Origin of the sequence: Thermosynechococcus sp. NK55a (assembly GCF_000505665.1) — a bacterium.
GTDB lineage: Bacteria > Cyanobacteriota > Cyanobacteriia > Thermosynechococcales > Thermosynechococcaceae > Thermosynechococcus.
Genome location: NC_023033.1, coordinates 1,190,522 through 1,217,085, shown reverse-complemented (window position 1 = coordinate 1,217,085; position 26,564 = coordinate 1,190,522). Strand labels below are relative to the sequence as shown.

31 protein-coding genes are annotated in these 26,564 nt (G+C 51.9%); 19 read left to right on the top strand and 12 right to left on the bottom strand.

Annotated features, from left to right (window positions below; translation table 11 throughout):
* Nucleotides 1-9: 9 nt before the first annotated feature.
* From NK55_RS05885 to NK55_RS05860, 6 genes are read left to right on the top strand one after another with little or no spacing between them, the layout of a single operon-like run.
* Nucleotides 10-1,434: a cation:proton antiporter gene (locus NK55_RS05885; RefSeq protein ID WP_024124858.1), complete on the top strand. Its 1,425-nt coding sequence runs from the start codon at nt 10-12 to the stop codon at nt 1,432-1,434.
* Complete coding sequence (locus NK55_RS05880) at nt 1,431-1,820, top strand: Na+/H+ antiporter subunit E (protein WP_024124857.1); 390 nt, start codon at nt 1,431-1,433, stop codon at nt 1,818-1,820. Before NK55_RS05885 ends, NK55_RS05880 begins: the two co-directional genes overlap by 4 nt.
* Nucleotides 1,817-2,077, top strand: a complete 261-nt coding sequence (locus NK55_RS05875) for a hypothetical protein (RefSeq protein WP_024124856.1) — start codon at nt 1,817-1,819, stop codon at nt 2,075-2,077. Before NK55_RS05880 ends, NK55_RS05875 begins: the two co-directional genes overlap by 4 nt.
* 13 nt (nt 2,078-2,090) lie before the next feature.
* Complete coding sequence (locus NK55_RS05870) at nt 2,091-2,369, top strand: monovalent cation/H(+) antiporter subunit G (RefSeq protein ID WP_041429616.1); 279 nt, start codon at nt 2,091-2,093, stop codon at nt 2,367-2,369.
* Nucleotides 2,362-2,892 (top strand): DUF4040 domain-containing protein, encoded by a 531-nt coding sequence (locus NK55_RS05865; protein ID WP_024124854.1) that lies wholly within the window; start codon nt 2,362-2,364, stop codon nt 2,890-2,892. Before NK55_RS05870 ends, NK55_RS05865 begins: the two co-directional genes overlap by 8 nt.
* Complete coding sequence (locus tag NK55_RS05860) at nt 2,889-3,548, top strand: Na(+)/H(+) antiporter subunit B (protein ID WP_024124853.1); 660 nt, start codon at nt 2,889-2,891, stop codon at nt 3,546-3,548. The genes NK55_RS05865 and NK55_RS05860 overlap by 4 nt, the downstream gene beginning before the upstream one ends.
* Nucleotides 3,549-3,932: 384 nt before the next feature.
* Here NK55_RS05860 and NK55_RS05855 read toward each other — a convergent pair whose 3' ends face one another.
* The 5 genes from NK55_RS05855 to accC all read right to left on the bottom strand — a co-directional run bounded on the left by NK55_RS05855 (nt 3,933) and on the right by accC (nt 8,660).
* The gene (locus NK55_RS05855) at nt 3,933-4,607 is read right to left on the bottom strand and encodes a Uma2 family endonuclease (protein WP_024124852.1); all 675 of its coding nucleotides are present in this window, start codon (nt 4,605-4,607) and stop codon (nt 3,933-3,935) included.
* 91 nt (nt 4,608-4,698) lie between these two features.
* Entirely contained in the window at nt 4,699-5,724 is a 1,026-nt protein-coding gene (gene purM / locus NK55_RS05850) for a phosphoribosylformylglycinamidine cyclo-ligase (protein WP_024124851.1), read from the bottom strand.
* Nucleotides 5,724-6,218, bottom strand: coding sequence for a low molecular weight protein-tyrosine-phosphatase (locus NK55_RS05845; protein WP_024124850.1), 495 nt, complete (start codon nt 6,216-6,218; stop codon nt 5,724-5,726). Before NK55_RS05845 ends, purM begins: the two co-directional genes overlap by 1 nt.
* 10 nt (nt 6,219-6,228) lie before the next feature.
* Entirely contained in the window at nt 6,229-7,299 is a 1,071-nt protein-coding gene (gene murG, locus NK55_RS05840) for an undecaprenyldiphospho-muramoylpentapeptide beta-N-acetylglucosaminyltransferase (protein WP_024124849.1), read from the bottom strand.
* The gene (accC, locus tag NK55_RS05835; RefSeq protein WP_024124848.1) at nt 7,299-8,660 is read right to left on the bottom strand and encodes an acetyl-CoA carboxylase biotin carboxylase subunit; all 1,362 of its coding nucleotides are present in this window, start codon (nt 8,658-8,660) and stop codon (nt 7,299-7,301) included. The genes murG and accC overlap by 1 nt, the downstream gene beginning before the upstream one ends.
* A 168-nt stretch (nt 8,661-8,828) precedes the next feature.
* Between accC and speA the strand changes: the two genes are divergently transcribed.
* The 6 genes from speA to NK55_RS05805 are packed head-to-tail and all read left to right on the top strand — an operon-like array spanning nt 8,829 to nt 14,137.
* Nucleotides 8,829-10,742, top strand: coding sequence for a biosynthetic arginine decarboxylase (gene speA, locus NK55_RS05830; RefSeq protein WP_041429613.1), 1,914 nt, complete (start codon nt 8,829-8,831; stop codon nt 10,740-10,742).
* A gap of 8 nt (nt 10,743-10,750) precedes the next feature.
* The gene (locus tag NK55_RS05825; RefSeq protein ID WP_024124846.1) at nt 10,751-11,137 is read left to right on the top strand and encodes a hypothetical protein; all 387 of its coding nucleotides are present in this window, start codon (nt 10,751-10,753) and stop codon (nt 11,135-11,137) included.
* A complete protein-coding gene (locus NK55_RS05820; RefSeq protein WP_051372799.1) occupies nt 11,118-12,317 on the top strand; it encodes an S-layer homology domain-containing protein in 1,200 nt (399 codons plus the stop codon). Before NK55_RS05825 ends, NK55_RS05820 begins: the two co-directional genes overlap by 20 nt.
* A 60-nt stretch (nt 12,318-12,377) precedes the next feature.
* Complete coding sequence (gene sppA, locus NK55_RS05815; protein ID WP_024124844.1) at nt 12,378-13,202, top strand: signal peptide peptidase SppA; 825 nt, start codon at nt 12,378-12,380, stop codon at nt 13,200-13,202.
* Between the two features lie 30 nt (nt 13,203-13,232).
* The gene (aroH, locus tag NK55_RS05810) at nt 13,233-13,664 is read left to right on the top strand and encodes a chorismate mutase (protein WP_024124842.1); all 432 of its coding nucleotides are present in this window, start codon (nt 13,233-13,235) and stop codon (nt 13,662-13,664) included.
* Between the two features lie 2 nt (nt 13,665-13,666).
* Nucleotides 13,667-14,137, top strand: a complete 471-nt coding sequence (locus NK55_RS05805) for a CBS domain-containing protein (protein ID WP_024124841.1) — start codon at nt 13,667-13,669, stop codon at nt 14,135-14,137.
* Nucleotides 14,138-14,305: 168 nt separating this feature from the next.
* Here NK55_RS05805 and NK55_RS14210 read toward each other — a convergent pair whose 3' ends face one another.
* Genes NK55_RS14210 through NK55_RS05795 form a run of 3 tightly spaced genes read right to left on the bottom strand, consistent with a single transcriptional unit; the run spans nt 14,306 to nt 15,658 of the window.
* Nucleotides 14,306-14,575, bottom strand: a complete 270-nt coding sequence (locus NK55_RS14210) for a hypothetical protein (RefSeq protein ID WP_081711770.1) — start codon at nt 14,573-14,575, stop codon at nt 14,306-14,308.
* 22 nt (nt 14,576-14,597) lie between these two features.
* The gene (locus NK55_RS14205; RefSeq protein ID WP_071823298.1) at nt 14,598-14,903 is read right to left on the bottom strand and encodes a hypothetical protein; all 306 of its coding nucleotides are present in this window, start codon (nt 14,901-14,903) and stop codon (nt 14,598-14,600) included.
* Nucleotides 14,904-14,914: 11 nt separating this feature from the next.
* Nucleotides 14,915-15,658, bottom strand: a complete 744-nt coding sequence (locus NK55_RS05795; RefSeq protein ID WP_024124843.1) for a hypothetical protein — start codon at nt 15,656-15,658, stop codon at nt 14,915-14,917.
* A 264-nt stretch (nt 15,659-15,922) separates the two neighbouring features.
* Between NK55_RS05795 and aroH (NK55_RS05790) the strand changes: the two genes are divergently transcribed.
* The 4 genes from aroH (NK55_RS05790) to NK55_RS05775 all read left to right on the top strand — a co-directional run bounded on the left by aroH (NK55_RS05790) (nt 15,923) and on the right by NK55_RS05775 (nt 19,523).
* Nucleotides 15,923-16,354, top strand: coding sequence for a chorismate mutase (gene aroH / locus NK55_RS05790; protein ID WP_024124842.1), 432 nt, complete (start codon nt 15,923-15,925; stop codon nt 16,352-16,354).
* 2 nt (nt 16,355-16,356) lie between these two features.
* Nucleotides 16,357-16,827, top strand: coding sequence for a CBS domain-containing protein (locus NK55_RS05785; protein WP_024124841.1), 471 nt, complete (start codon nt 16,357-16,359; stop codon nt 16,825-16,827).
* A gap of 96 nt (nt 16,828-16,923) precedes the next feature.
* Nucleotides 16,924-18,447, top strand: coding sequence for a CapA family protein (locus tag NK55_RS05780; RefSeq protein WP_024124840.1), 1,524 nt, complete (start codon nt 16,924-16,926; stop codon nt 18,445-18,447).
* A gap of 671 nt (nt 18,448-19,118) precedes the next feature.
* On the top strand, nt 19,119-19,523 hold the full coding sequence (locus tag NK55_RS05775; RefSeq protein WP_011057637.1) for an NIL domain-containing protein: 405 nt from the start codon (nt 19,119-19,121) through the stop codon (nt 19,521-19,523).
* Nucleotides 19,524-19,529: 6 nt separating this feature from the next.
* Here the strand turns inward: NK55_RS05775 and NK55_RS13985 are convergent, their stop codons facing one another.
* Complete coding sequence (locus NK55_RS13985) at nt 19,530-19,844, bottom strand: Uma2 family endonuclease (RefSeq protein WP_255325328.1); 315 nt, start codon at nt 19,842-19,844, stop codon at nt 19,530-19,532.
* A complete protein-coding gene (locus tag NK55_RS13980) occupies nt 19,841-20,011 on the bottom strand; it encodes a Uma2 family endonuclease (RefSeq protein ID WP_255325327.1) in 171 nt (56 codons plus the stop codon). The genes NK55_RS13985 and NK55_RS13980 overlap by 4 nt, the downstream gene beginning before the upstream one ends.
* Before the next feature lie 173 nt (nt 20,012-20,184).
* Here NK55_RS13980 and NK55_RS05765 point away from each other — a divergent pair, with 173 nt between their 5' ends.
* The 3 genes from NK55_RS05765 to NK55_RS05755 all read left to right on the top strand — a co-directional run bounded on the left by NK55_RS05765 (nt 20,185) and on the right by NK55_RS05755 (nt 22,898).
* Entirely contained in the window at nt 20,185-20,838 is a 654-nt protein-coding gene (locus NK55_RS05765; RefSeq protein ID WP_024124838.1) for a TIGR02281 family clan AA aspartic protease, read from the top strand.
* Between the two features lie 3 nt (nt 20,839-20,841).
* Entirely contained in the window at nt 20,842-21,426 is a 585-nt protein-coding gene (gene rdgB, locus NK55_RS05760) for an RdgB/HAM1 family non-canonical purine NTP pyrophosphatase (RefSeq protein WP_024124837.1), read from the top strand.
* A 281-nt stretch (nt 21,427-21,707) separates the two neighbouring features.
* A complete protein-coding gene (locus NK55_RS05755; protein WP_225871788.1) occupies nt 21,708-22,898 on the top strand; it encodes a hypothetical protein in 1,191 nt (396 codons plus the stop codon).
* Nucleotides 22,899-22,906: 8 nt separating this feature from the next.
* Here NK55_RS05755 and NK55_RS05750 read toward each other — a convergent pair whose 3' ends face one another.
* Together NK55_RS05750 and NK55_RS05745 are read right to left on the bottom strand one after the other, a co-directional pair.
* A complete protein-coding gene (locus NK55_RS05750; protein WP_024124835.1) occupies nt 22,907-25,075 on the bottom strand; it encodes a glycosyltransferase family 2 protein in 2,169 nt (722 codons plus the stop codon).
* 3 nt (nt 25,076-25,078) lie between these two features.
* The gene (locus NK55_RS05745; protein WP_024124834.1) at nt 25,079-26,329 is read right to left on the bottom strand and encodes an HlyD family secretion protein; all 1,251 of its coding nucleotides are present in this window, start codon (nt 26,327-26,329) and stop codon (nt 25,079-25,081) included.
* Nucleotides 26,330-26,564 lie beyond the last annotated feature (235 nt).

Sequence of the window (26,564 nt, the reverse complement as noted above, 5' to 3'; positions counted from 1 at the left end):
GAAGTGTCAATGACGGAGCTGGCGATCGCTTGGATTTTGTTGCCCTTCGTGGGCGGCTTAACCCTTTATCTGCTGCCCCCCTTGGCGCGGGGTCTAACGCTGGCGATCGCCCTTGTTTCCCTCAGTGTCGGCTTAGGGATCACCATCAACCAAGTCAACACTGCCTTTGTTCTTCTCGATAGTTTTGGCATTTCCCTGAGCATTGACCCCCTTAGTGGTTACTTTATTGTCACCACTGCCCTCGTCATTTGCGCAGCCCTGTTATATACATGGCAGGAGAGCCACAAGGCGTTCTTCTATGTGCTGCTATGTCTACTCCACGGTTGTGCCAACACCGTCTTTATTTCAGCGGATTTCCTCAGTCTTTACGTGAATATTGAGGTGCTGGGGATTGTCGTCTTTCTGCTGATTGCCTATCCCCGCAGCGATCGCTCCCTCTGGATTGGCCTGCGCTACCTGATGGTGAGCAATGTGGCCATGCTCTTTTATTTAATGGGGGTAGCGCTGGTTTATCAGACAAACCATACCTTTGCCTTTCGTGCCCTGATGCAAGCCCCGCCAGAGGCTGTGGCTCTGATTTTGATGGGATTGTTGGCAAAGGGCGCCATTTTCATCAGTGGGCTTTGGTTGCCCCAAACTAACGTCGTTGCTGCGCCTCTTGTTGCTGCTCTCCTAGCCGGTATTGTCGAAAATACTGGAGTTTTTAGCCTTGTTCGCGTCAGTCTGCTTTATAGTAACGTTGCTGATATTGTGCGGCTTTTTGCTCTTGCCTCAATCTTTTTTGGCTCAATATTTGCCTTGGTGGCCGATGATGTACGACGGATGCTCAGCTTTAGTACCCTTGGCCAACTGGGATGGATAGTCATAGCCCCTCCAGCGGCGGGTTTGTATGCCCTCATGCACGGCTTGGCAAAGGCCAGTCTTTTTTTAAGCGTGGGGGAACTGCGCCACTATCGTCTGAGTGAATTACGCCAGGAGGGTTTGCCACGCCTAGTGGCGATCGCCCTGATGATTGCTGGTTATGGCATTGTCGGTGTGCCCTTCCTTGCTGGCTTCCCCGCTAAGGCCTTGACATTGAGTTACCTTGACCCGTGGCACCAAGGACTCCTCTATGGTGCTGGCTTTTTGTCCGCCACAATTTATAGCAAGTTCCTCTTTTTGCCCCGCTATCCTAGCAAGACCTCTATAGGCTATGGCGCTGCCACAGTGGTGCTCCTGGGTGGGCTATTTCTGGCCAATGCGGGCTACATGGAAGCCTACAGTAGTGGCATGAGCTTGGTACGCGCCCTTTTGCCGCCCTTGGTGGGGTGTGGTCTGGTGGCCTTGGGAGTCTCGCGCTGGGAATCGTCTTGGCGAGGGGCTTGGGAACGTCTAGAGCATCTTCTAGGGGTGATGCTGTTGCTGTCACTTGGCTTGGTGGGGTTAGCCCTATGAATTATTTGAACGTCGCCCTGTGCCTGACGATTTGGCTGCTACTGACGGCAGACTTTGGTCTGGTCAATCTGGTGATTGGTATTCTGGTTTCACTCCTGCTGCCCCAAGGGCGGGGGGGTGGGGCAACACTGCAAGAGTGGCTCAGTACCCTAGGAAAAGTGGCGATGGCTGTTCCTCGGGCTTACCTTGAGGCAATTGAAATGATAGTGCGTCCCCATCGCCATGAAGCGATCCTCCGTGAACCCGTTGATCCTACCCGTGCCCCTGGTCTGATTTTTCTGGATATTTTTACGATTACCTTCACCCCCAAGACAATCGTACTGCGCTACGACGAGGAGGGCTGGTTTGAAGTGCATCAACTAGTGGAGCGCCGACCTGAAAAATGACGGCCTTTTTAGTCATCATGCTGCTGATTCTGGGCATTCCCCTCTATGCTGCTTGGAAAGGGGAGCACATCTGGTCGAAGATGTTGGCCTTTGCCAGTATTGCCACAAAGGCGGCGATGATGATTTTGCTAGTGTCGGTGCAGCGGGATGATTGGATGATTGGCATTGTGGGCGTAATCATTCTCAGTGTGGGTAATGGTGCCCTGATGCTCCTCGCACAGATTCTGCGGCGACTACGGGATGTAGCCAATCTTTAGGGAGGAGTCAGTGATTTTACAGTGGATCAGTTATACCTGTATTAGTTTTGGTCTTTTTCTTTGGCTGTGGGGAACTTGGCCGCTGGTGAGCCGGCGATCGCCCCTCTATAAACTGCATTTTTTGTCAGTCTCCGATACCTTGGGTTCGATGGCGATCATGATCGGGGTGTTACTGCGTATTCCCCGCGAATGGCCTCTTCTGGTCTTGGCATTGATCTCCCTTGCCCTTTGGAATACCATTCTGGGCTACGTTTTAGCCTACTGCTCCCAAGGGGAGGACACTGATGGATAGCTGGCTCATTGCGGTCACTGCCCTCTTGCCCCTAACGGCTCTCATGTTGGTTTTCCAGGAGAATCCCTACCATGCTCTTGTGATTCGCGGCATTATTGGTGCCGTGGCTGCCCTTCTCTATGCTGTTCTCGGAGCTGCCGATGTGGCGCTAACCGAAGCCCTGGTGGGAACGATGCTCTCAATTATGCTCTACGCAGTTGCAGTACGCTCTTCTTTGGTGCTGCGATTGGGCATCTTAGCTTCGTCCCTGTCCACCGATAGTTTAGATCACTTATTGGCAGCCATTCGTGAAGCCCTTGCCCCCTATCATTTGCGTGTTGAATTAATCATTTATCCCACGTTTGAGCAACTCCAAATAGCGCTCCGCGATCGCGAGATTCACGCTCTTTGTGCTGAGGAGAAGGCACAACTGCTAACAATGACTCGTGTACCGCGCCTCTACACCATCCTCAAGCCCCACCTCACGACTCTCACAGAACTTGTATACTACCCCTTGCCCAGTGAAGAGGAGTCGGCCGCATGATTTGGCTTTATGGAATTGCGGCGCTACTGCTGCTGCTTAAAATTTTGACGATTCCCACCATTCCAGCGATACCAGCTATCGGGATTGTTGAGACTCTAGTCACAGAGAGCGCAATTCCCAATGCAGTCACAGCCATCATTTTGCGCAATCGCCTGTACGACACCATTTTTGAAGTGCTGGTATTCACCCTTGCCATCATGGGGGCACAGTATCTGCTCAGTAATGAAAAACCCCTTGGCCATGTTAGCCGCTTCAATGATCAACCTTCGATTGTTTTAGCAAGATTTGGCGCCACCATTTGCTCCCTTGTGTGTATTGAGTTAGCCTTGCGGGGACACCTGAGTCCGGGGGGTGGATTTGCCGCTGGTGTTGCTGGTGGAACGGCGATCGGTCTTGTGGCCATTACCTCAGCCCCAGAGTGGTTAGAGAGCATTTATCGTCGCTTTCATGCCGCCACATGGGAAAAAATCTCCGTGGTTGTTTTCATTCTCTGCGGCGCCAGCCTGTTGATGGGGGTGGCATTGCCTGCGGGTCGGTTTGGCACACTCCTCAGTGGTGGCTGGATTCCTTGGCTGAATATCCTCATTGCCCTGAAAGTGGCCTTGGGGTCCTGGGCGGCGGTGCTGACGTTTATTCGCTATCGCGGCCTGCTCTAATCTAATCGTCATGTAGAAGTTCACTAAGCGGAGTTGCGGCGAGGTACTGCGAATGCCAAAGTTGACCACTGAGGAACTAGAGGGAGATATGGGATTATTATCTGTTTAGACGATTTGCTAGGCATTGACTACAGTTGCTCCGTCATCTGCAAGGATGCTGCTTGATAGAAAATTCATACAAAATTTATACAAAATCTGCCCTTCATTACGGATATTTTCCTGTGGCGCCTATCAAAAATCTGCTCAAGTCAGCTCACTATATCAAGTTCACTATTCACTATATAGCAAGTTCACTATATAGGAAATGTTTAGCTCGACCAGTTCAGGCCGTGGCGGTAGATATTCCTCAACGTCCACGCCAGGGGGGGCGATCGCCAGATAATATCAGACCCTCGTTGTGTATCCCCCTGGCTCGCGAACCAAATTGCTTCTTCTTGCCAGTCCCTGTTGCAATGTTAGCATCACCCTTTGCATATCCCCTTGCAAAAGGGCAGGCAAATTGAGCCAGAGGCCGCCAAACTCTTGGCTGCGAAGCACTCCCTCGCGATCGGGCTGTTGCTGAACATAGCTTCCCTGCTCGCGGTGATACCAGTAGAAGGCCTGTTCTGAGACCACCCACACTAGATATTCCTTAACGCCAAAATGGCAATAGAGGTCTTTCTTATCGTGGAGATCATAGGCAGCACGACTAGAGGCAATTTCAATCACTAGTTCTGGTGCCCCTTCGATGTAGTCATCGGCACTAATGCGCGACTGTCCCCCCGCTGATTCTTCCAGGCGCAAGATGATATCGGGCTGTACTTGATTCCTGTCATCGAGTCTGACGGTGGCATTGTCAGCCATCAAGAGGTGGGGTATGGCGATGCAATAGTTGCCTGCCCAGACCATCATTTGACTATGGGGCACACCATGCAGGCGGTAGCGTACAGGGGAGGCCACAAACACCACTCCGTTAATCAGTTCAGCTTTCTTAATGTGGGGAGAGCGCCTATAGCGGTATTCAAATTCCTCGCGGCTTAGGCGATCGCCACTTTCAAGGGTGAGGAGATGAGCCATCATTTTTCGCACAGTCCCTGATAGCACCCAGCACTTTTATTCTAGGCGTGTCTTTTAGGCGTGAGCCAAACGCTGAATGCCAAATGGGAATCAATTAGGCAGCAGGTAATCCCAACACCTCACCGGTGCCTGCAACAACGGTGCCAATCGGCCAACTCTCAATCCCCCACTTAGCAAAGCAGGTCTGCGCCGCTGCAACGGCTGAGGCCGGCAAAACAACGGTGTACCCGATGCCCATATTGAAGGTGTTAAAGAGTTCACCCAAGCTGACTTCTCCCATCTCCCCTAGCCAGTGAAACAGAGGCGGGATTGGCCAAGCCTGTGGATCCAGTTGTGCCGATCGCCCTTCGCCCAAGCAGCGGGGCAAATTTTCAGGCAGACCGCCGCCGGTGATATGGGCCATGCCGTGGATAGGAATCCCTTGGCTTAGGGCGGCGCGGATGGGCTGAACATAAATACGGGTGGGTTCTAGGCATAATTCGCCAAGGGAAGTGGAGCCAAGGGGGGTATCCTGCCAACTGAGCTGGCGATCGCTGACGATTTTGCGCACCAGACTAAAGCCATTACTGTGCAACCCAGAGCTGGCCAATCCCAAGACCACATCCCCCACCTGCACCTGCGTACCATCTAGCACCTGATCCTGCTCAACGATACCCACACAGAATCCCGCAAGGTCATAGACCCCTTCGGCATAGAATCCCGGCATTTCCGCTGTCTCCCCCCCCAAAAGGGCACAACCGGCTGCTTCACACCCCTGGGCAATACCCGCCACCACAGCGGTCATCATCTCTGACGCCAGGCGGCCACAGGCAATGTAGTCCAAGAAAAAGAGTGGCTCAGCACCACAGGTGAGAACATCGTTGACGCACATAGCCACTAGATCAATGCCAACAGTATTGTGGCGATCGAGGGCTTGAGCCAGTTTTAGCTTAGTGCCCACCCCATCAGTTCCTGAGACCAAAAGGGGTTGACGATAGCCCTTGGGAATTTGACACAGCCCAGCAAACCCCCCCAGTCGTCCCACCACTTCAGGGCGTTGGGTTCGCTGCACCAAGGGACGAATCTGCTCAACAAAAGCGCGGCCAGCGGCCACATCAACACCGGCACTGCGATAGTCCATCAATGCTGCTCCTGTAGTTGGGGATAGTTGGCCTTGAGATACTCCAGTAGGCCTTCACAGGCGTCGGTGAGCAGATCCAACACCTTCTCAAACCCTTGACGACCGCCGTAGTAGGGGTCGGGCACTTCCTTCGCGTCGTGGTGACGGCAAAAATCACACATCAGCCGCACTTTATCGCGGTATTTCCCCGCGGGATCAAGGCGCAAAATATCGTAGTAATTTTCCCGATCCATCGCCAAAATCAGATCAAATTCCTCAAAGTCAGCAGCATGAAATTGGCGGGCTCGGTGGATCAAGTGCAGTTCCCGTTGCCGTGCCGTCATGACCATCCGTGCATCCGGTGGATCCCCCACATGGAAGTTGCTGGTGCCAGCGGAATCGCACTGAATCTCATGCTCTAAACCTGCCTTTTTCACCAAGTCCTTCATAATCCCTTCGGCAGCAGGGGAGCGACAGATATTACCAAGACAAACAAAGAGAAGACGGATGGGCATAGCACGTTTCCTAGGGGGCGGGAATCAGCGTACGAATGAGATCAGCGACCTGCTGACTGCTGTTGGAGATTGCCAATTGGCGGGCATTCTCTGCCATGGCTTGTAATTTTTGCGGCTGCCCTAGCCATTCTAAAATGATCTGTCCAAGGCGATCGCCCGTCAATGCCGCTTGGGGAATCATCTCAGCCGCCCCGGCCCTGACCAGCACTTCGGCATTCACCGTTTGGTGATCCTCAGCGGCATAGGGGTAGGGAATCAACAGGGCAGGGGTTGCCGTCAGCGTGAGTTCTGCTAGGGCACTGGCGCCAGCTCGGCTAATCGCAATATCAGCGCGATGGAGTAAAGGTCCCATGGGTTCAAAAAAGGGAAAGACGAGATAGTGGGGATGCTGAATAGTGTGAGCATCGAGATCATTGTTGCCCGTGAGATGTACGACCCAAGCCCCGGCCTCGAGCCAGCGGTGAACAGTTGCCCGTACAAGGCGATTGATGGCCACTGCCCCTTGACTGCCTCCCATCACTAAAATCAGGGGCACCTCCTTGGGAATCGGTAACGCCAGGTTGCCGGGATGGAGAATATCGGGACGCACCGGTGTGCCAGTGACCCGTAGATTCACGCGTTTCGATTTGAGATAGGCCAAACTCGCAGGGGTCCCCAGGGCCACCAACGTACACCAAGGCGCCAGCCAGCGGGTGACTTTGCCCGGTAGGGCGTTGGATTCATGGAGGATGGCCACGCGTCCCAAACTGCGGGCGGCCAGAATGGCAGGGGCAGCAATGTATCCCCCTGTGGTAAACACCCCCTGAAAGTCTCCCTGCTTGAGTAGCTGACGGGTTTGCCAAAAGGCGCCCCAAAATTGCCAGAGGGGGCGCAACTTAGCCCAGGGTGTTTTGCTCTGCAGTCCACTAAAGTTCACCCTATGTAGCGGGTAATGGGGGGGAATAAGCTGGTTTTCGAGGCGATCGCGCACCCCCAACCAATGGATCTCATATTCAGGTAACTCCTCTGCCACCGCCAGCGCCGGAAAAAGATGTCCCCCCGTGCCACTGGCTGCAATCAGTAGTTTCCTTTGCCTAAGCATTAAACATTCCAGCCCAAGGTGGTCATGAGCTTATCCACAAAGTTGGTATAGACAATACCGCTGCGGAACTCCGGTGTGTCCATCACCTGCTGATGAAAGGGAATGGTGGTCGGCACCCCCATAATTGCACATTCCCGGAGGGCACGCTTCATGCGGGCAATGGCAGCGGGGCGATCGCTCCCCCACACAACTAACTTCCCAATGAGGGAATCATAGTAGGGGGGGATTTCATAGTCAGTATAGACATGGGAATCCATGCGTACCCCCGGCCCTCCAGGGGGCAAATAGCCACTAATGCGACCCGGATGGGGACGGAAATTACGCTCTGGATCTTCGGCATTGATGCGGCACTCAATGGCGTGTCCCTGCAACTGAACCTGCTCTTGGGTCAAGCTGAGGGGTTCCCCCTGGGCAATGCGAATTTGCTCCGCAATCAGATCGAGACCCGTAATCATTTCTGTGACGGTGTGCTCCACCTGAATGCGGGTATTCATCTCCATAAAGTAAAAGTTGTTTTGGCCGTCAAGGAGAAATTCAATTGTGCCAGCACCGACGTAGTTAATAGCCTTGGCAGCGGTGACAGCGGCTTCCCCCATCTTGGCGCGCAGTTCTGGGGTGAGGGCAGGGCTAGGGGCCTCCTCAAGGAGCTTTTGGTGACGCCGTTGTACAGAGCAATCGCGCTCCCCTAGGTGAATGACATTGCCATAGCTATCCGCGAGAATTTGGAATTCAATGTGGCGGGGATTTTCAATAAATCGCTCCAGATAGACGCCGGCATTGCCAAAGGCAGCTTCCGCTTCTCCCTGGGCGGCACTTAACGAGCGCCCCAGCTCCTCCTCAGAACGCACCAAGCGCATCCCGCGACCCCCTCCGCCAGCCGTGGCTTTGATCATCAGGGGATAGCCAATTTTACGGGCGATCGCCCGCGCCGTTTCCTCATCCTGCACCAGTCCCTCACTGCCGGGAATCGTCGGCACCCCCACCCGTTGCATTGTTGCTTTGGCGGTGGATTTATCCCCCATGGCACGCATGGCAGCGGGACTCGGACCAATAAATGTAATTTTGTGATCGGCGCAGATCTCAGCAAAGCGGGCATTTTCCGCCAAAAAGCCATAGCCGGGGTGAATCGCTGAGACATGGCGGGTGAGGGCAGCAGCAATAATGTTAGGAATATTGAGATAGCTGCGGCTACTGGGGGCTTCGCCAATGCACACCGCCTCATCGGCCAATTGCACGTGCAGCGCATGGCGGTCCACCGTGGAATAGACAGCAACCGTTGCAATGCCCAGTTCCTCGCAGGTACGCAGAATCCGTAGGGCAATTTCGCCACGATTGGCAATCAAAATCTTCGTAAAGGCCATGGCGCTTAACGGTAGGGGAAGCGATCCCTAATGCTACCATGCCAGCCGAACGCTTCCGAAAAGCCGACCATAATTGCATTGGTAATTGCATTGGTGCCACTGGCAAAAACAAGTTAGGATCAGCACGGTTTTGTTTGGGAGCGCACTATGGCTGCTGTGTCACCCACGATGGCATTGACCGTTACGAAAACCAGCAATTGGACAATTGAGGATAGCGAGCAGCTCTACCGTATTCAGGGGTGGGGTGAACCCTACTTTGGTATTAATGCTGCGGGTCATGTCACTGTCTCTCCCAAGGGCGATCGCGGTGGGTCGTTGGATCTCTATGAACTGGTACAGGCGCTCCAACAGCGCAACATTAGCCTCCCCCTGCTGCTGCGGTTTTCCGATATTCTTGAGGATCGCATTGAGCGACTGAATGCCTGCTTTGCCCGAGCCATTGCCCGCTATGGCTATCAGGGAGCCTACAAGGGGGTCTTTCCCATCAAGTGCAATCAACAGCGCCACATCATCGAAGCCCTCGTGCGCTTTGGTCAGTCCCATCAGTTTGGCCTAGAGGCGGGATCAAAACCGGAACTCCTGATTGCCTTGGCGATGCTGAATACACCAGGGGCACTGCTGATCTGCAATGGCTATAAGGATCGCAGCTACATTGAAACGGCTATTCTGGCCCGTCGCCTTGGCCACACCCCCATCATTGTCCTTGAGCAGCCTGAAGAAGTGGCGGAAGTGATTGCTGTTAGTCAGGCCTTGGGCATTGAGCCGATTGTGGGTGTGCGGGCAAAACTCAGTACCCAAGGGGTGGGGCGCTGGGGCACCTCCGCGGGCGATCGCGCCAAGTTTGGTCTGACGGTGCCAGAGATTTTAGCGGCAGTCGAGCAACTGCGAGAAGCGAGGATGCTCAATTCTCTGCAACTATTGCACTTTCACATTGGCTCGCAAATCTCTGCCATTAGCGTCATCAAGGATGCGATTCGCGAGGCGGGGCAGATTTACGGTGAACTGGTCCGCCTTGGCGCCAATATGCAGTACCTCGATGTAGGTGGTGGCTTGGGGGTGGACTACGACGGCTCCAAAACCAATTTCCATGCCTCAAAAAACTACAGTATGCAAAACTATGCCAGTGACGTCGTGGCTGGCATTAAGGATGCCTGTCGGCAGCGGGGCATCCCCGATCCGATCCTCATTAGTGAGAGTGGTCGTGCCATCGCCTCCCATCAATCGGTGTTAATTTTCAATGTCTTGGGGGTCAGTGAAGTGCCCAAAATGACCCCCGAGCCTGCCACTGACGAGGAGCACCTCATCATCCGCAACCTGTACGACACGTACCAAACAATTGATGAGAACAACTACCAAGAGGCCTACAACGACGCCCTGCAATTTAAGGGGGAAGCCATCAGTCTCTTTAACTTTGGCTATTTGAGTTTGCCGGAGCGGGCACGGGCAGAAAGTCTCTTTTGGGCCTGTTGTGCCAAGATCCTCGGCATTGCTCGCCAGCAGGAATATGTGCCCGACGATCTCGAAGACCTTGAGAAAATCATGGCTTCGATTTACTACATCAATCTATCGGTGTTTCAGTCGGTGCCCGATAGCTGGGCGATCGATCAACTGTTTCCGATTATGCCGATCCACCGCCTTGATGAAGAACCCACGGAACGAGGCATTCTTGCGGATCTCACCTGCGACAGCGACGGCAAAATTGACCAGTTCATTGACCTGCGGGATGTGAAATCAGTCTTAGAACTGCATCCCTTTCGTCCGGGCGAACCCTACTACCTTGGCCTTTTTCTCAACGGTGCCTACCAAGAGATCATGGGCAATCTCCACAATCTCTTTGGGGATACGAATGCTGTTCATATCCGTCTAACCCCCAAAGGCTACGAAATTGAGCATTTGGTGCGGGGCGATACAATGCAAGAAGTCCTCGGCTATGTGCAGTACCAAGGGGATGTTCTGCTGGAAAAAATTCGCTGTCGCACGGAGGCGGCGCTGGCGGAAGAACAAATTACCTTGGCCGAGGCGCAGCACTTGCTAGAAAACTATGAGCGGAGTCTGCGCAGCTACACCTACCTATGCTCCTAGGGAACACTATGCTGGGAACATTTCAGTCAAGTTATTTGCGTATTGAGGTGCCGGCCACGACAGACCAACTGCGGGAGCATTTGACGCAGCCGGCCAAGCTGCGGCAGTGGTTGTGGCCTCTACAGCTCCAGAGGACAGGCGATCGCCTGCAAGTGGGGGATACCTTCACCAGTGAATTCCTGTGGTTAAAACTGGAACATCGCGTGGAACTACTCACAGCAGAGCGACTTGTACTGGTGTTGCGCCAGGCCATTGAGGGCTGGCAGGAGTGGTCTTGGGGCGATGGCTGGGTACAGTCCTGTATTGAGGGGGTGACGCCGCTGCCTTTGGAGTTGGGGCAGACTTTCCTCCTATGGCGGCTGAAATCAGTGCTGAGTGAAACAGTATCTAGCTGAGGGTCGAGGAACGTTGAAGCGATCGCGCCAATTGGGATGGATTTTATTCTTCAGTGCCCTGCTTCTGAGTAGTTGTGAGGGCAGTGGGCTACAAAATTGGTTTGCTGCGGATCCCAATGCTGACCAATGGGCAAGCCAATCCCCGACAGCAATACCCTCTGCGCCAGCCCCAGCAACACTGCCAGAAAATTTACGGTTTCCCAATGCCACCCTCCTAAGCACTCAACCGCAGCCGGAAGCTCCCCAAACTACAGTAACCCGCTGGCAAGTAGCAGCGCCGGCGATCGCCATCCAGCAATTCTATAGTCAGCAATTTCAACAATCGGGCTGGCAACTGGTGGAGCAACAGGTGACTGATAATACCATCACCCTCAAGGGGCGCAATTCTGAACTGGAAGTGAATGTCGCTATCAACACGCTGCCAGAAAATAACCTGATAATGTTCACCGTGGCTTACACACCCGTCAAGCGCCCCACGGCCACAGGGGCTCCCCAACCCAACCCCAACGCCCCCCAAGTCTTTACCGATCTCGACCAGGCCCCCGCTCCCCTCCAACCCGCCATTCGCGATTTAGCCGAACTGGGGGTGCTTCCCACGACCGGCGATCGCCTGCAACCCAATATCCCCATCCGTCGTGGCCAGTTTGTGCGCTGGTTAGTCACTACCTACAACCGCTTTTATGCTGATCGCCCCGCACGGCAAATCCGCCTCGGCAGCCGCAATGACACACCCCTTTTCCAAGATGTTCCCCCTGATCATCCCGATTTTCCCTATATTCAAGGACTGGCAATGGCAGGATTTTTGCCCAGTTCCCTCACTGGCGATACCAGTGCTCTCTTTCGCCCTGAAGCTCCCCTCACCCGCGAAACACTATTGCAGTGGAAAGTTCCCCTCGATCAACAGGGGCGGCTGAGTCCCAGCACGATTGATCGCATTCAGCAAACATGGGGCTTCAAGGACAGTCAACGGATTGCTCCCACTGCCATCAATGCCGTGGCTGCTGACTACCTCGCGGGGGATCTCTCGAACATTCGCCGCGTTTGGGGAGAAACCCTCTTGCTGCAGCCCCAGAAACCCGTTACCCATGCTGAAGCCGCAGCAGCTCTGTGGTATATCGGCAACGGCACAGAGGGACTCTCAGCAGCAATGGTCAAGCAGGCACCGCCCTCCCCCTCCTAGAACCTTGCTAGATTAGAAATTCGAGTGAATTGTCACGATTTGCTGAGCTACTTGTTGCCTATGCCTTGGCCCTTATCCCGTGGTTACCGTCGTCAAATTGCCCGCCTCGAGATTACGGGGGCGATCGCTGGAGGTACTCGCCGGCGTGTCCTCAAAGCCCTGAAAACCATTGAAGAACGGGGCTACCCAGCGCTGCTCGTGCGCATTGACAGTCCCGGCGGTACCGTAGGCGACTCCCAAGAAATCTATGCTGCCCTCAAGCGCTTGCAGTCGAAAATGAAAATCGTGGCCAGTTTTGGCAATATCTCGGCCTCCGGCGGAGTCTATATCGGCATGGGGGCACAGCACATCATGGCCAACCCCGGCACCATTACGGGTAGTATTGGCGTCATCCTGCGGGGCAACAATTTGCAACGGCTCCTCGATAAGGTGGGGGTCTCCTTCAAGGTGATCAAGTCCGGTCCCTACAAGGACATTCTGGCTTTTGATCGCGACCTCACGGAGGAGGAAATCCGTATTCTGCAAGACCTGATTGACACCAGCTATCACCAATTTGTCCAAACCGTGGCCGAAGGCCGCAACCTCGATGTGGAAACGGTGCGCAGTTTTGCCGATGGCCGTGTCTTTACGGGTGAGCAGGCCCTTGCCTTGGGACTGGTAGATCGCTTGGGTACTGAGGAGGATGCCCGCCGCTGGCTGGCAGAACTGGCCGGCCTTGACCCCGACAAAACCAAGGTGCAAACCATCGAAGAACCGAAGTCTCCCTTGGCTCGGCTGTTTCCCCGTCAGCAGGAGCGCCTCCCTTTCCCGTGGCAAGCGGGTCTGGATTGGCTGGAATTTGAAATGACCACCAATGGGCTTCCCCTGTGGCTCTATCGCCCCTAAGCTGGATACAGTACCCTTGCGGATGTCTTGATGGAGGAGCACACCGTGGGCTGGCGCGTCCGAGCAATTCGTGGAGCAACTACCGCCACTGAAAATTCAATTCCCGCAATCCGTGAGGCGGTTTTGGAACTCCTCAGCGAGATTGAGCGGCGCAATGCCCTTGATTTATCGGAAGTAATTAGTGTCACCTTTTCTGTCACCCGTGACCTCGATCAGATTTTTCCGGCGGCGATCGCCCGTGAATGCCCCCATTGGCGGAACATTCCCCTCCTCGATGTCCAGCAAATGCACGTAGAGGGAGACCTACCCCGCTGTATCCGCTGCTTGATTTACTTCAACACCCCCAACCCAGATCAACCGATTTACCATGCCTACCTACGCCATGCCCAAAGCCTCCGCCCCGATCTAGCCATGCGTGGCGACTACCATCCCCTCGAACTGTCCTCTCATTCCCTAGATTAACTATGAGCGCTCTTGTCCGTGATTACATGACCCCCAACCCCTTTACCATTCGTGCCGCTGCCCCGATTTCAGAAGCAGTTCGTCTCATGGAAGAAAAACAAGTGCGCGGCCTCCCCGTCGTGGATGATAGGGGCAAATTGGTGGGACTGGTCTGTGAGGCGGACTTGATCGTGCGCGAAGCACCCCTAGAGCCGCCGTTATACATTACGTTCCTAGGGAGCATCATCTACTTTGAGTCTCCAGAGTCTTTTCACCAACACCTTAAGAAAACCCTCGGCCAACAGGTGCAGGACGTCATGACCCCCAACCCCCACACAATTAACGTGGATGCACCCATTTCCGAAGCAGCTCGCCTCATGGTCAATCACCACATTAGTCGCCTACCGGTTTTGAACGATCAGGGGGAGTTAGTGGGCATCATTAGCCGCCATGATCTGTTGCGAGCCTTGCATGCCCAAGAGGGCTCTGCGTGACGTTTGTCAAATTGGCCTGAGCCTAACTTTCAAGACGAGTGACTTTCCATAGAATAGCCACAGGTTTGCTCGCGATCGCTGGAAGGTTCCTTGATCATGACCGCTTCCCTTGATAGTCCTCCACTTTCCAATAGGCAAACTTTAAAAGCTTACCCTTATCATCAACTATCAAGAAGTGCCCGAGCTCAAGCTTATAGGTGTCTTCAAATATGCTGTATGGGGCAGTGATATAGCCATATTGAAGAAACAAAGAAACAAAGAAAGGGCTAAAGGACTGAGCTCTTTTTTAAACTTAGGGTGTTTATGAAAGGCTTTGAGCTCAGAAGCAGTCATAAAAAGTTCATCTTTAGTGTAATAGTAAAGAGGTTTTACCCCAATCCTGTCTCTACAGAGTATAAGTTTTTTCTCTTTTTTATCCCAAAGGGCAAAGGCAAACATACCCCTAAAGCGATGCACCGCCTCAAAACCCCCATCTATGAAAAGCTTTAAGTATTACTTCGGTATCTGAGCTGGAGAATTTATAGCCTTCTTTTTCAAGCTCTTGCCTTATTTCTCTAAAGCTATAAACTTCTCCATTGTAAGTGATCACAAGATTTTTAAATTCCATTGGCTGGTGTCCTGCGGAAGAAAGGTCAAGGATGGAAAGCCTTCTGTCAGTAAGGGCAAGCCCATAAGAAGGTTCTAAAAAAATACCTCCATCGTCGGGTCCACCATGGGCAAGATTACCCCTATAATTAGAGTCCCAAAATCCCGCTATCCGGCACATTTTAAGCTTACTTAATGCTTTGTTTTAAATATCATACCAACTTGAAAGTTCATAAAAGCTGGTAAATAATTAAATGGTATACCTTCCACCTTTATTAATTCAAATTTAGATGATAAATATTCAAGTAAAACTCTATAATCAAAACCTTTATGCCCTCCTTCTATCCTTTTTACTTTTTTAGTTATACCAATCGACGCAAAGAAAATTTCGGATAACTTATATTTGAAAGTTTCTGAATCATCTTTATATTTAAATCGTTTTACGAAGTGTTTGATCAAAAAGATAGGACCAAACTCTATAGGAACTGTAATAAATATTAGACCATTGAGATATTTAGAAATAAATTCAACATATTCTTCAAGAATAGGTTTTGGTAAGTGTTCAAAGGTTTCTAAAGATATGCAGACATCAAAAAAGAAATCATTATTAAACAAATTAAACTCTTGAGTAATCTTTGATGGATTTTTTGCTTCAATTAAAATAATGTTATTTAAGCCTCTATATTTACTCTTAGCTTGATCTAATAAATTTTCCCAGTTGCTATCTATTCCTACATAAATTTTTGGATTTATCTTTGTAAATTCAAGTGTTCTTAGATCACCACAGCCAATTTCCAGAATAGCTAGACTACTAATCTTATCTTTTCCTAATAAATTAAGCAAATTGCTTTTAAGCCATATATATCTTCGTGTATGAAAATAACTTCTTAAATATCCACTAAAAATTCTCTCGTTATAACCTCTTGGCTTCTCCATTTCAAACCTCCTAAAATCATTCTATAAACTCAAACTCAAAACATCCTTCCACTACTCTACAATTTTTTCAATTTTAAACTCCTTAGCCTTTCTACCGCTTTTTGGGCATAACATCTTCTTAAATCCTCATCTTTTAAAAACCTCTTCATCAGCTTCAACCCACATAAGCTCCCTCTCTTCCAAAGGCTCTCTTGCCTCTTGAAATTTTACCTCAAAGGTCGACATAAGCACGACATAGCTTGCAAACTCAGGCTCTTTGTCTTGATGGAGGAGCATACTGTGGGCTGGCGCGTCCGAGCAATTCGTGGAGCAACTACCGCCACTGAAAATTCAATTCCCGCAATCCGTGAGGCGGTTTTGGAACTCCTCAGCGAGATTGAGCGGCGCAATGCCCTTGATTTATCGGAAGTAATTAGTGTCACCTTTTCTGTCACCCGTGACCTCGATCAGATTTTTCCGGCGGCGATCGCCCGTGAATGCCCCCATTGGCGGAACATTCCCCTCCTCGATGTCCAGCAAATGCACGTAGAGGGAGACCTACCCCGCTGTATCCGCTGCTTGATTTACTTCAACACCCCCAACCCAGATCAACCGATTTACCACGCCTACCTACGCCATGCCCAAAGCCTCCGCCCCGATCTAGCCATGCGTGGCGACTACCATCCCCTCGAACTGTCCTCTCATTCCCTAGATTAACTATGAGCGCTCTTGTCCGTGATTACATGACCCCCAACCCCTTTACCATTCGTGCCGCTGCCCCGATTTCAGAAGCAGTTCGTCTCATGGAAGAAAAACAAGTGCGCGGCCTCCCCGTCGTGGATGATAGGGGCAAATTGGTGGGACTGGTCTGTGAGGCGGACTTGATCGTGCGCGAAGCACCCCTAGAGCCGCCGTTATACATTACGTTCCTAGGGAGCATCATCTACTTTGAGTCTCCAGAGTCTTTTCACCAACACCTTAAGAAAACCCTCGGCCAACAGGTGCAGGACGTCATGACCCCCAACCCCCACACAATTAACGTGGATGCACCCATTTCCGAAGCAGCTCGCCTCATGGTCAATCACCACATTAGTCGCCTACCGGTTTTGAACGATCAGGGGGAGTTAGTGGGCATCATTAGCCGCCATGATCTGTTGCGAGCCTTGCATGCCCAAGAGGGCTCTGCGTGACGTTTGTCAAATTGGCCTGAGCCTAACTTTCAAGACGAGTGACTTTCCATAGAATAGCCACAGGTTTGCTCGCGATCGCTGGAAGGTTCCTTGATCATGACCGCTTCCCTTGATTTGATTTGGCAGCAGGCACGTCAGGGTGAAGCAGAGGCGATTGCCCATTTGATGAACCGCGCACTCCAAGCCAAGGGGGTGCGCGCCCTCGTGCGGCGGCGGGGCGACTGTTTACAAATTATGTTTGAAGCAGCGCGATCGCTCCCCCCACAAGTCTGTGTTCAGTTTGTTTGCCGAGGTCTCAGGCAATTGGCGCCCCAAGGCGTTCTGCGGGTGCGTCTCCATGCTCGGCTACTTGGCGAAGAATGGCCAGAATGGACACAGACCGTTGACTTACGGGAGACCTTACCAGCGGCACCGCCTCCTCAAGCAAGTTCCAGCTCAAATGCAGCTATACCTACCACGCCATGGTCTCATCAGGCGGTGAGTGCCTTTGCCCTCAGTGTGCTGGCGATCGCCAGCACCAGTGCCATTGCCCTGACGTTGCAAAATCAACTCAGTGTCGATGCCCCGCCCAGTGCAGAACCCAGTCCAGCCATTACACCCCCTGAACCCGATGTTCCCCTTGTGTCCCCCCCACTCGCCCCTAGCGATCGCCGCTTGCGGATTAAGGCGGTTGGCGATATTGTCCTTGGCACCAATTTTCCCAGTAACCGCTTGCCTGCGGATCCCCAAAAGCTCTTTGCCCAAGTAAAACCCTATCTTCAGGGGGCAGATTTCCTCTTTGGCAATTATGAAAGTACCCTTACCGATCATCCCCATCCCTACAAAAACACCCAGGGGGGTCGCAGTTTTGTCTTTCGCTCACCGGCCAGTTATGCACAGGTGTTACGCCAAGCTGGTTTTGACGTCCTCAACATCGCCAACAACCACAGCTACGACTTCAACGAACAGGGATTTCGCGATACGATTCGCCACATCAACGCCGCTGGCATGACCGCCATTGGTGATCTCAATCAAATTACCTACCTCGAAGCCAATGGCCTGAAAACCGCATTTATTGGCTTTGGCACCTACTACGGCCAAAATCGCATCCAAGACCTCAAGGCCAGTGCCGCCCTTGTGCGGGAGGCTAAGAAAAACGCTGATATTGTGGTTGTCAGTTTCCACGGCGGCGCCGAAGGTAGCGATCAAATTTATACCCGCGATCGCACTGAGTACTTCTATGGGGAAGACCGGGGCAATGTAGTTCAGTTTGCCCGCACCATGATTGACAATGGTGCCGATTTAATTTTGGGTCACGGCCCCCATGTTCCCCGTGCCCTTGAATTATACAAAGGCCGCCTCATTGCCTATTCCTTGGGGAACTTTGTCGGCTATCAGACTCTAAGCAGTCACGGCCCCCTTGGCAAGTCGCTGATTCTCGATATTGAACTCGACAGTTCTGGTCGCTTTATTCAAGGAAAAGTCATTCCTGTACGCCTAGATGCCAAAGGGATTCCCCATATTGATCAAAACTTTGCCAGTGTGCAACTGATTCGCCGTTTAATCCAAGCCGACTTTCATAACACTCCCTTGCGGATTGAACGCTTCGGCGAGATTATCAACAGCCATTCCCAATCCTAGTCTTCCTTTGATTCCGTTTACACAATCCCCAAAATCAATATGCTTTAACTAAGCACTAGACAGTAGGAGTCATATTTTCACTGCCAGTGCGCTGACAACTCAACGGCACTGAAAGGATCGAAGAAAAGTATAAGTTAAAACAAATGGCTATTAAGCTAGCAAGCATTTATAAAAGAGCCATTTCATTGGCAACAGATGAGTCCTCTAATTTTATTTGAGATTCATTTTTATCTGCAATCTCCTATTTTAATAATTTATTAAATTCTGACAAATAATAATCTATCTAGTTCCTATCTAGCAGGGTAATAATTTTACTGTGGATATCACTTTTGCGTTTATAGACTAGTAAATAAAATTTAATATTTTTTTCATTTTTCAATTCCTATGAAAAAGGCTGTGCATTATGGCTATTTCGAAAGAGAGTGAGATATTGCAAAGAGAGATAGATTACCCTTGAAGCGTCCTCAATATCCTTAAAGAACAGGAGCTATAGACTGAATTTAGGAGATCAGGTTGTCTCCTATGTCAAGTAAGGTGGCAAAGATGAGGTGAGTTGCAATTATTGTGCCGCCCAATTTCTCATTCTTTATTGGAATAGCTATAACTTTCGCAGTGTCGGGAGTGTGCCATACTGATCAAAAGAGCTGTGCTACGATCCAAATCTTCAAGCAGTGAAAAAGCGAGTGACATTGACATTTCCCCGGCGGACGATTCAAATGCCCGTCACCTATCGCTTAGCCAAGGACTTTAATATCGCCGCCAATATCATCCGTGCCCAAGTGGCACCTAACCAAGTGGGCAAACTGGTTCTAGAATTGGCTGGAGACATTGACCAAATGGAGGCCGCCCTCGAATGGTTGCGGCAGCAGAATATTGAGGTGTCCCTTGCCAGTCGTGAAATTGTGATTGATGAGCAGGCCTGTGTCCACTGTGGGCTCTGTACAGGGGTATGCCCCACTCAGGCGCTGACGCTCCATCCAGAAACGTTTCAACTCCAATTTACCCGCTCCCGTTGCATTGTCTGTGAGCAATGTGTTGCCGCCTGTCCGATGGAGGCGATTCACACAAACTTTTGATTGAGATTAGGGCTCTAGGGTAACCTCTTCATCAATCGCAGATAGGTGGCCTTGCCAGCCAATGCTCTTGAGTTCAACCGCATCTTCTGGAGGGGAGTAGGCCTGCCAAACCCACAACCCCGAGGCACTGGGACGAAAGCTTTCCCATTGCTGTTGGCGGCTATGAACCAGTACATATTCCTCAAGGCTCTCAAGGCTTTGATAGTCAATGAACTTATCGCCGCGATCAAAGGCCTCTGTTGAGGGAGAGAGCAGCTCAATCACCAAGCAAGGGAAGGATTTATAGAGCAGTGTTTGCCGATCCCGTGGATCACAGGTCACAAGTAGATCTGAATCTGGATATCTGGATAGTAAAAGCAGTTGCGCTCTTCTAGGCGCACTTTCATATCTGAAATGTAAAGACGAGAACCCCGTTGCCGCACAGGGGGGTGTAGAAGGGTGGCCAAATTCAAGGCCGGGGTGAGGTGGGCATCAGTAGCTCTTGCCATTGCATACACTTGGCCGTTGCTGTAGTCGTGCTTAGCCCCATTTTGGGTTTCCCATTATCAATAATCTTCAGGACTCAGTGGCGGCGAAGGTTGCGTGCTCATTGGCACTTTGGAATAGTCAGCGGTTATCTCGCTACTATTGAACTTATTGATCCTAGGGTACGAGGAAAATCATGGCCCAAGAACATGGATATTGGGTACTAGCGACGCTGGCGGGCATGGTGTTCCTGATTACCCCAGCCAGGGGAGGGCCTGCGGTTGTACTGCCAGAAAGTTTTTATCGGGCGATCGCCAACCAAGACTGGGCGACAGCGGTGCAAATTCTCGATCAGGTCATTCGTGCCCATCCCCAACAGGCCCAAGCCCTTGGTAGCTATCGTCAAGAATTGCTGCGATTGCAACAACTGCCCCCAACCCCTGCTCCGTCAATGGCAACGGTGATCACTCAGCCCAGGGGTATTATACCGATTCTGCGGCGGCAAGAGGGGATTCCCGTTATTCAAGTTACGTTTAACCAACGACTGCAGTTTGAGATGCTGGTGGACTCAGGAGCCAGCATGACAGTGATTACGCGATCGATGGCACGGGCTTTGGGCATTACCCCAGCTCAAGTGGTGGATAATCGCGTGTTTTATACTGCCAATGGTCAAGTGGTGCTGCCAGTTGTCTATGTCCAATCCATAAGTGTCGGTGGCGTCCATCGTAAGCAATTGCCCGTTGCCGTGGCTGGGCCTGAAATGAGGATTGGGCTTTTGGGGCAGGATTTTCTCCAGCACTTTGATGTCAGTTTGCGGCAAGATCATATTCAGTTGCAGCGTCGTCCATAGGAAATGCCCATTCTTGCCCAAGCGGTCTTAGCGAGCCACAATGCTGGCAAAGTCAAGGAGTTTCAAGGCTGGTTACAGCCGTGGATTGGGGAGTTGCTAGCCCTGCCAGTCACCATTGAGATTGCTGAAACTGCGGATTCCTTTGTGGGCAACGCCTGTTTGAAGGCCGCTACTGCCGCCAAGCAAATGGGACAGTGGGCGATCGCCGACGATTCGGGGCTAGCAGTTCATGCTCTTCAGGGGGCACCGGGAATCTATTCGGCTCGCTATGGTGCGACGGATGCTGAGCGCATTGAGCGGCTATTGCGGGAAATGGCCGACGTGAGCGATCGCGCCGCTGAATTTATTTGTGTCATTGCCCTCGCCCGTCCCGATGGCACGATTGCCGTTACAACCGAGGGACGGTGTGCAGGCGAGATTTTAACCGCTCCCCGGGGTCAGGGGGGGTTTGGCTACGATCCTGTCTTTTGGGTACCCAGTCAGCAGCGTACCTTTGCCGAGATGAGTCCCGTCGAAAAGCAACAAGTTAGTCATCGCGGTCAGGCTCTGCAGCGGCTGCGGGAGTATTTCCAGACCTTCAATCCGTAGATTTACGGTTGTTGCCAGGAAGTTTTTTGTCCTAGACTGACATCGGTAATGTTCCTAAGCTAACCTGTGGCCACTATGCAGGAATGGGTCTAGTGTCCCAGAGTTGCATTAAGCAATGCCCTTCATAGAAAGAGACTCATAGGGAATATAATAAAACAAAGGGATAGGGTCCCTTGGCCCAGTGGCTAGCAGGCTTCTTGCCGTGATTCAAAGCAAAAACTATGGGCGATCGCGAATTAATAGACCAATTTATTAAAGACTTGATTCAGAAAAATTCGCGAATGCTCTCGAATCGGCACCTGCGTGTAGAAACAACATTTGATGAAGTTCAGCTCATTTCCTACAAAGATGGCATTGTTGCACGGGTGAAAACAGATGCCCCCACCCTTGCCATTGAGGTACGGGATGCATCCCCCTATCGACCTCTGATTCAAGAGGTAATGGTAGATTATGAAATCTTCCAAGTTGGCATAGCTCAAACCCCCGGATTTTTACGTTACGAACATCGCACTGTTCCCGAAGGCTATGTCATCCAATACACCGAAGCGGGAGTGCTGTGGAAAGACCGCTGGGCACGGGGTAAGCGACGCGGTGCTCTTACAGGAGGCAACTCCCTCGCCATGGATGCGATGATTCTTTATCGGGGCACCTGGTATCCTATTCAAAGCGCCAATGCTGCCAATGGCTTTGTTGCCATTCGTACCTTGGGGGGAGAAGCCACCTACAGCGCCTCGGACTTTCTTGTGTGGCTGAAAAAAGAGGAAAAAGATACTGCACAGAGTCACAGTCAGATCAGTGCCTACAAACGGGGAGAACGTATGGGAGAAATCGACAGTGAGCCCACCCAAATCCTCGAGGCCACGGAAATTATGGCTGCCAAGGCCAGTGGTACCCCATCCAGCCCAATCGGCTCCCCTGCTAGTGAACCAGAGGAAACAGAGGAGGCCGTTATTTTGCCTGCAGCGCCACAGGTACCTGCTGCGGCAGCAACGGCTTCAGCGTCCTCTGAGCCTGCACAACCAGTTGAAGCTAGCCAAGGATATGCAGGGGCAAACTACGAGCAATCCGTCGGCTATCCCCATTCCAACTACGACTATTCCCAAGGATATGCAGGGGCAAACTACGAGCAATCCGTCGGCTATCCCCATTCCAACTACGACTATTCCCAAGGATATGCAGGGGCAAACTATGAGCACTCCGTCGGCTATCCCCATTCCAACTACGACTATTCCCAAGGATACGCAGGGGCAAACTATGAGCACTCCGTGGGCTATCCCCATCCCAGTTATGGCCCGCCCTACTCACCCCAAGCCTACCAGCACATTGATCCCAACACTCAGATGGCGCTGACGTATCTCCAATCCAGCTTGGCCTATCTGCTGCAAGTTGAGCCCAAAAATGCCAATATTCATGCCGCAATTCGGTCAACCAGTATGGCAATTCAAAATCTCCTCACCCTTCTTAATGGTTAGCTTAATGGTTAGCGGCTCTCGGCAAGGGGATGCAAGCGAAAAATACTCTGAAGGAGTGCCCAAGCGGTTTTAATTTCAGGAACACGCACCTCATCCCATTGACCTGGTTGACAGTAGAGATAGTTAATCAGGTGCCGTTGTTGTGCAATAGACAAGGAGAGAAATTGGAGACCAATTTCTAGGACTAGGCTCTTGCTGCCTAGGTTCGCAGTTCTTGACCAACGCACTTGGACCGGTAAGCGTAGGCTGATTAGGGGGCTAGGCGCAAGAAAGTGCAATTCACCCACTGACTGAGGGAACGATTCTGGAGGAAAACGGTTGAGGCGTATCCGTACCCCTTCTTCGGAAATATCAACCGTTTGCCCACGGTAGCGATCGCCCCCAACAATCAATTCACAGGGCTCAGAGCGCAGGAAACGCGGATGGCGCCGCTGGGGCACATCGATAGCCACTAGGGTACAGATAAGAATTAACGCCAGATTATAACTGCACCAGAACATGTTAATTGCCAAACTATCTGGATTGACCTGTGTTTCTTGCAAGGGAGAACTGCGCCAGATGAGACCAAGGATGACTAAAACCGCAATCACCAGCAAAGGTCGCACCAAAGGCCAATTAATATGGATACGGTGGGGATCAACGATACCTTTGGGCGTTACCTTAAAAGGCTTGCCCTTGGGACTGATGAAGGTACGAATCACCGTGATCGCCATGGGAAAGGCAATCATTGTTTCATAGACATCGGACCAAAAGGCAGAGCGGCGACCCTCCGTGAGCCATGAAAAGGCCATGATATTCCCCAAGTAGTAGGGACAATAAAAGTAGAGAATCTCGTTCACTGTGGCCCGCAAAGGGGCGAGTCCAAAGAGTAAAAAGGCCAAGGGTGCCAAAAGAGAAATGACCCGGGGAATGGACAGCAGCCAATACAATACACCAAGGCTATGGTAAAAACGCTGAATCAAATTGAGGTTAGGAATGGTAAAAAAGTTCTGCTTGAGAAAAAGCATTTGCAGTGTACCTTGACCCCACCGCAATCGCTGGTTAATGTAGGCACTAATAGTTTCCGGCGACATTCCCGCTGAGAGCGCTTCATTCAGATACTTGATCTGATAACCACGCCCCTGCAAGTACAGAGAAGTCAGGTAGTCTTCGGTGATGCTATCGGTGGGAATGCCCCCAATCTCATCGAGGGCACTGCGGCGAATCACAAAACAGGTGCCACAGCATACCACGGCGTTGAAGAAGTCACGGCTGGGTTGAATAAAGCGAAAGAATAGCGTCTGCTCGTTGTTGACAATTCCCTCTAGGCCAAGATTTACAGTGACCGGATCCTCATTGAAAAAATGCTGCGGCGTCTGCACCATGGCGGTCTTGGAATCTTGGAAAAAGCCCACAGTGCGGGTGAGGAAGTTCCGCGTCGGCATGAAGTCGGCATCAAAGACAGCAATGAGTTCCCCCGTGAGCGTGGGCAGAGCATGGTTAATGTTCCCTGCTTTGGCATGGCGGTTGTCGGGGCGATCGCGATATTCACAGCCCAGTTCTGCGGCAAGGGCGCGCACCGCTGGGCGACGGGTATCATCCAGCAGGTAAATGCGCTTGTGGGGGTAGTCCATGGCTTGGCAGGCAATCACGGAGCGGCGCAAAATCTCTACGCCTTCGTTGTAGGTGGGTAAAATGACATCCACCCAGGGCAGATACTCACCGCGAATCACTGCTTGACTCAGGCGATCGGCTTCGGGGGTGCGGTTTTTGGAAAAGATAGACAGCACAAAGAAGCAAATCGTGTTGATCAGGGTCAGCAACTCAGCCGCAAATAGAAGAATTGAGACTGTGCCATTGAGGGGATCATCCAAGTTCAGGCTATTGAAAAAGCGCCAGAGAATATAGCGCACCGCCAACAGGGCTAGCCCCAAACTGACAATCAGCCGTGACCAAAAAGTGGGTTGGGGGGAGAGTTCCTTGAGTAAAAATGTGATGGCAAGCCAAACAAAGGCGGGCAACAGCAGGGCTTCAAGCGTAGTTCCTTGGGGTCGCATGATGGCCTGTCCCCCATGCCAAAAACTGACAAGATTCGGTAGTAAATCCCGCCAGTCCAGTTGCCAAAGCAATACTCCTAAGAGGGCTAGAATGCCTAGGAGCAAAAGCCAGCCATCGGTTTGCAACAACTTGAGGGGCATGGTTTAGCTTCTAAACACCACTTCAACACTTTGACCGACACCGCAGAAACGTTCGGCGCTGAAGTCCTCCGGTAGGTTGTGGAGTTGAACGTCAACCGCCAGTTCGTTGCGCACCAGATCGGGAGGGGGCACGGCCACGTTTTCCCCCACTTCGACCTTACCAGGGCCACCACGAATCGCCCGCACAATGCCGCTAAGTCGGCGATCGCTCCCATCCAGCAAGCGCACAGTAGCCTCTTGACCCACCCGCAGACGAGGATTTTCTCGCTCGGCCACCAATGCCGTTGCCCAGACATCAGTGCAATCTAGAACTTTAACGATCGGATCACCCGCTGCTAGGGGAATACCCAACTCCCCTGTTTTGTGGATCACTGACCAGACAACTGCGGTCGTCGGTACTTTCACAGTCGCCAGGCGTTGCAGGGAGAGTTGCTGTTTAATATTGGCAATTTCACGGCGTAGCTCGGCAATGGTTGTGGCTACTGCCAACAGTTCAGCATCAATATCAACAACTTCAATTTGCAAATCAATGAGGCGGATTTGGGGAAAGCTAAAGGTACGCGCAGCATCCAGTTGCAGTCCTTGGCGAGCCGCTTGGAGAGCTGTTTGTTGGCGGCGCAGCTCGGCCTGTTTACTCTCAACAAATTTCGCCGCTTGCTTGGCACGGGAAACGGCTTCATCGGCGAGTTGGCGAGCCACAGCCCCTGCTTCCACTAAACTGGTATAGCGATCGGCTTCAATGCGGGCAATGGCCAGAGCTTCTTGGGCTTGGCGGAGTTCCCCTAGGGTGCGCTGCACCGCTTCTTGGGCAAAGCGGGTTTCAAGGATGTGTTGACTTTGCTGATAGCGCTCCAGTTGGGCAATCAAGGCCATGCGGCTGTTCCGTTTCTCTTGCAAACTGCGCTGCTGGGCAAGGGCAACACCGAGTCGAGTTTCCAAATTCTGGCGATCGGTTTCCAGTTGAGGATTGCGATCGTTGCGGATAAAGCCAATTTTCGTTCCTGCTTTCAGGAGCTCGCCGGGGCGCAGCGGTTGCAGGGTTAATGTACCAGGAATTCTGGCATAGAGCGTAATCACTGTGCCATTGAGGTAGCCGACGCGGCTGACCACATTCCGGTGTCGCCACCAGAGGAGATACACAGCTAGGCCAATCAGGGTGATGCCAAGACCTATACGAACGATACGAAAAATGCGGCGTCGTTCGTTAGTGGGTGGGGGTTTGGTGGCAACTGAACTGGAAGATAAGGTATTCATATTCGCTCTCTCCACTTTCACAACTCAGCCAACTCAGCCATCTAATCAACGGCAAGCCCGTGCTCCTTTGCCCCGTTTTTGGCCCGTTGAGAATTGTCTCTACAGGCCACAGGATTTCATCAATAAAATCCTCCCCTGCAACCTAGGTCAGAGCCGTCATTGCCTGACCCGTGGACGTTATATTTATGGCGGTAATATCCCTTCCCTATTCAATCGTAGAAGTCTAGTCGTCGCC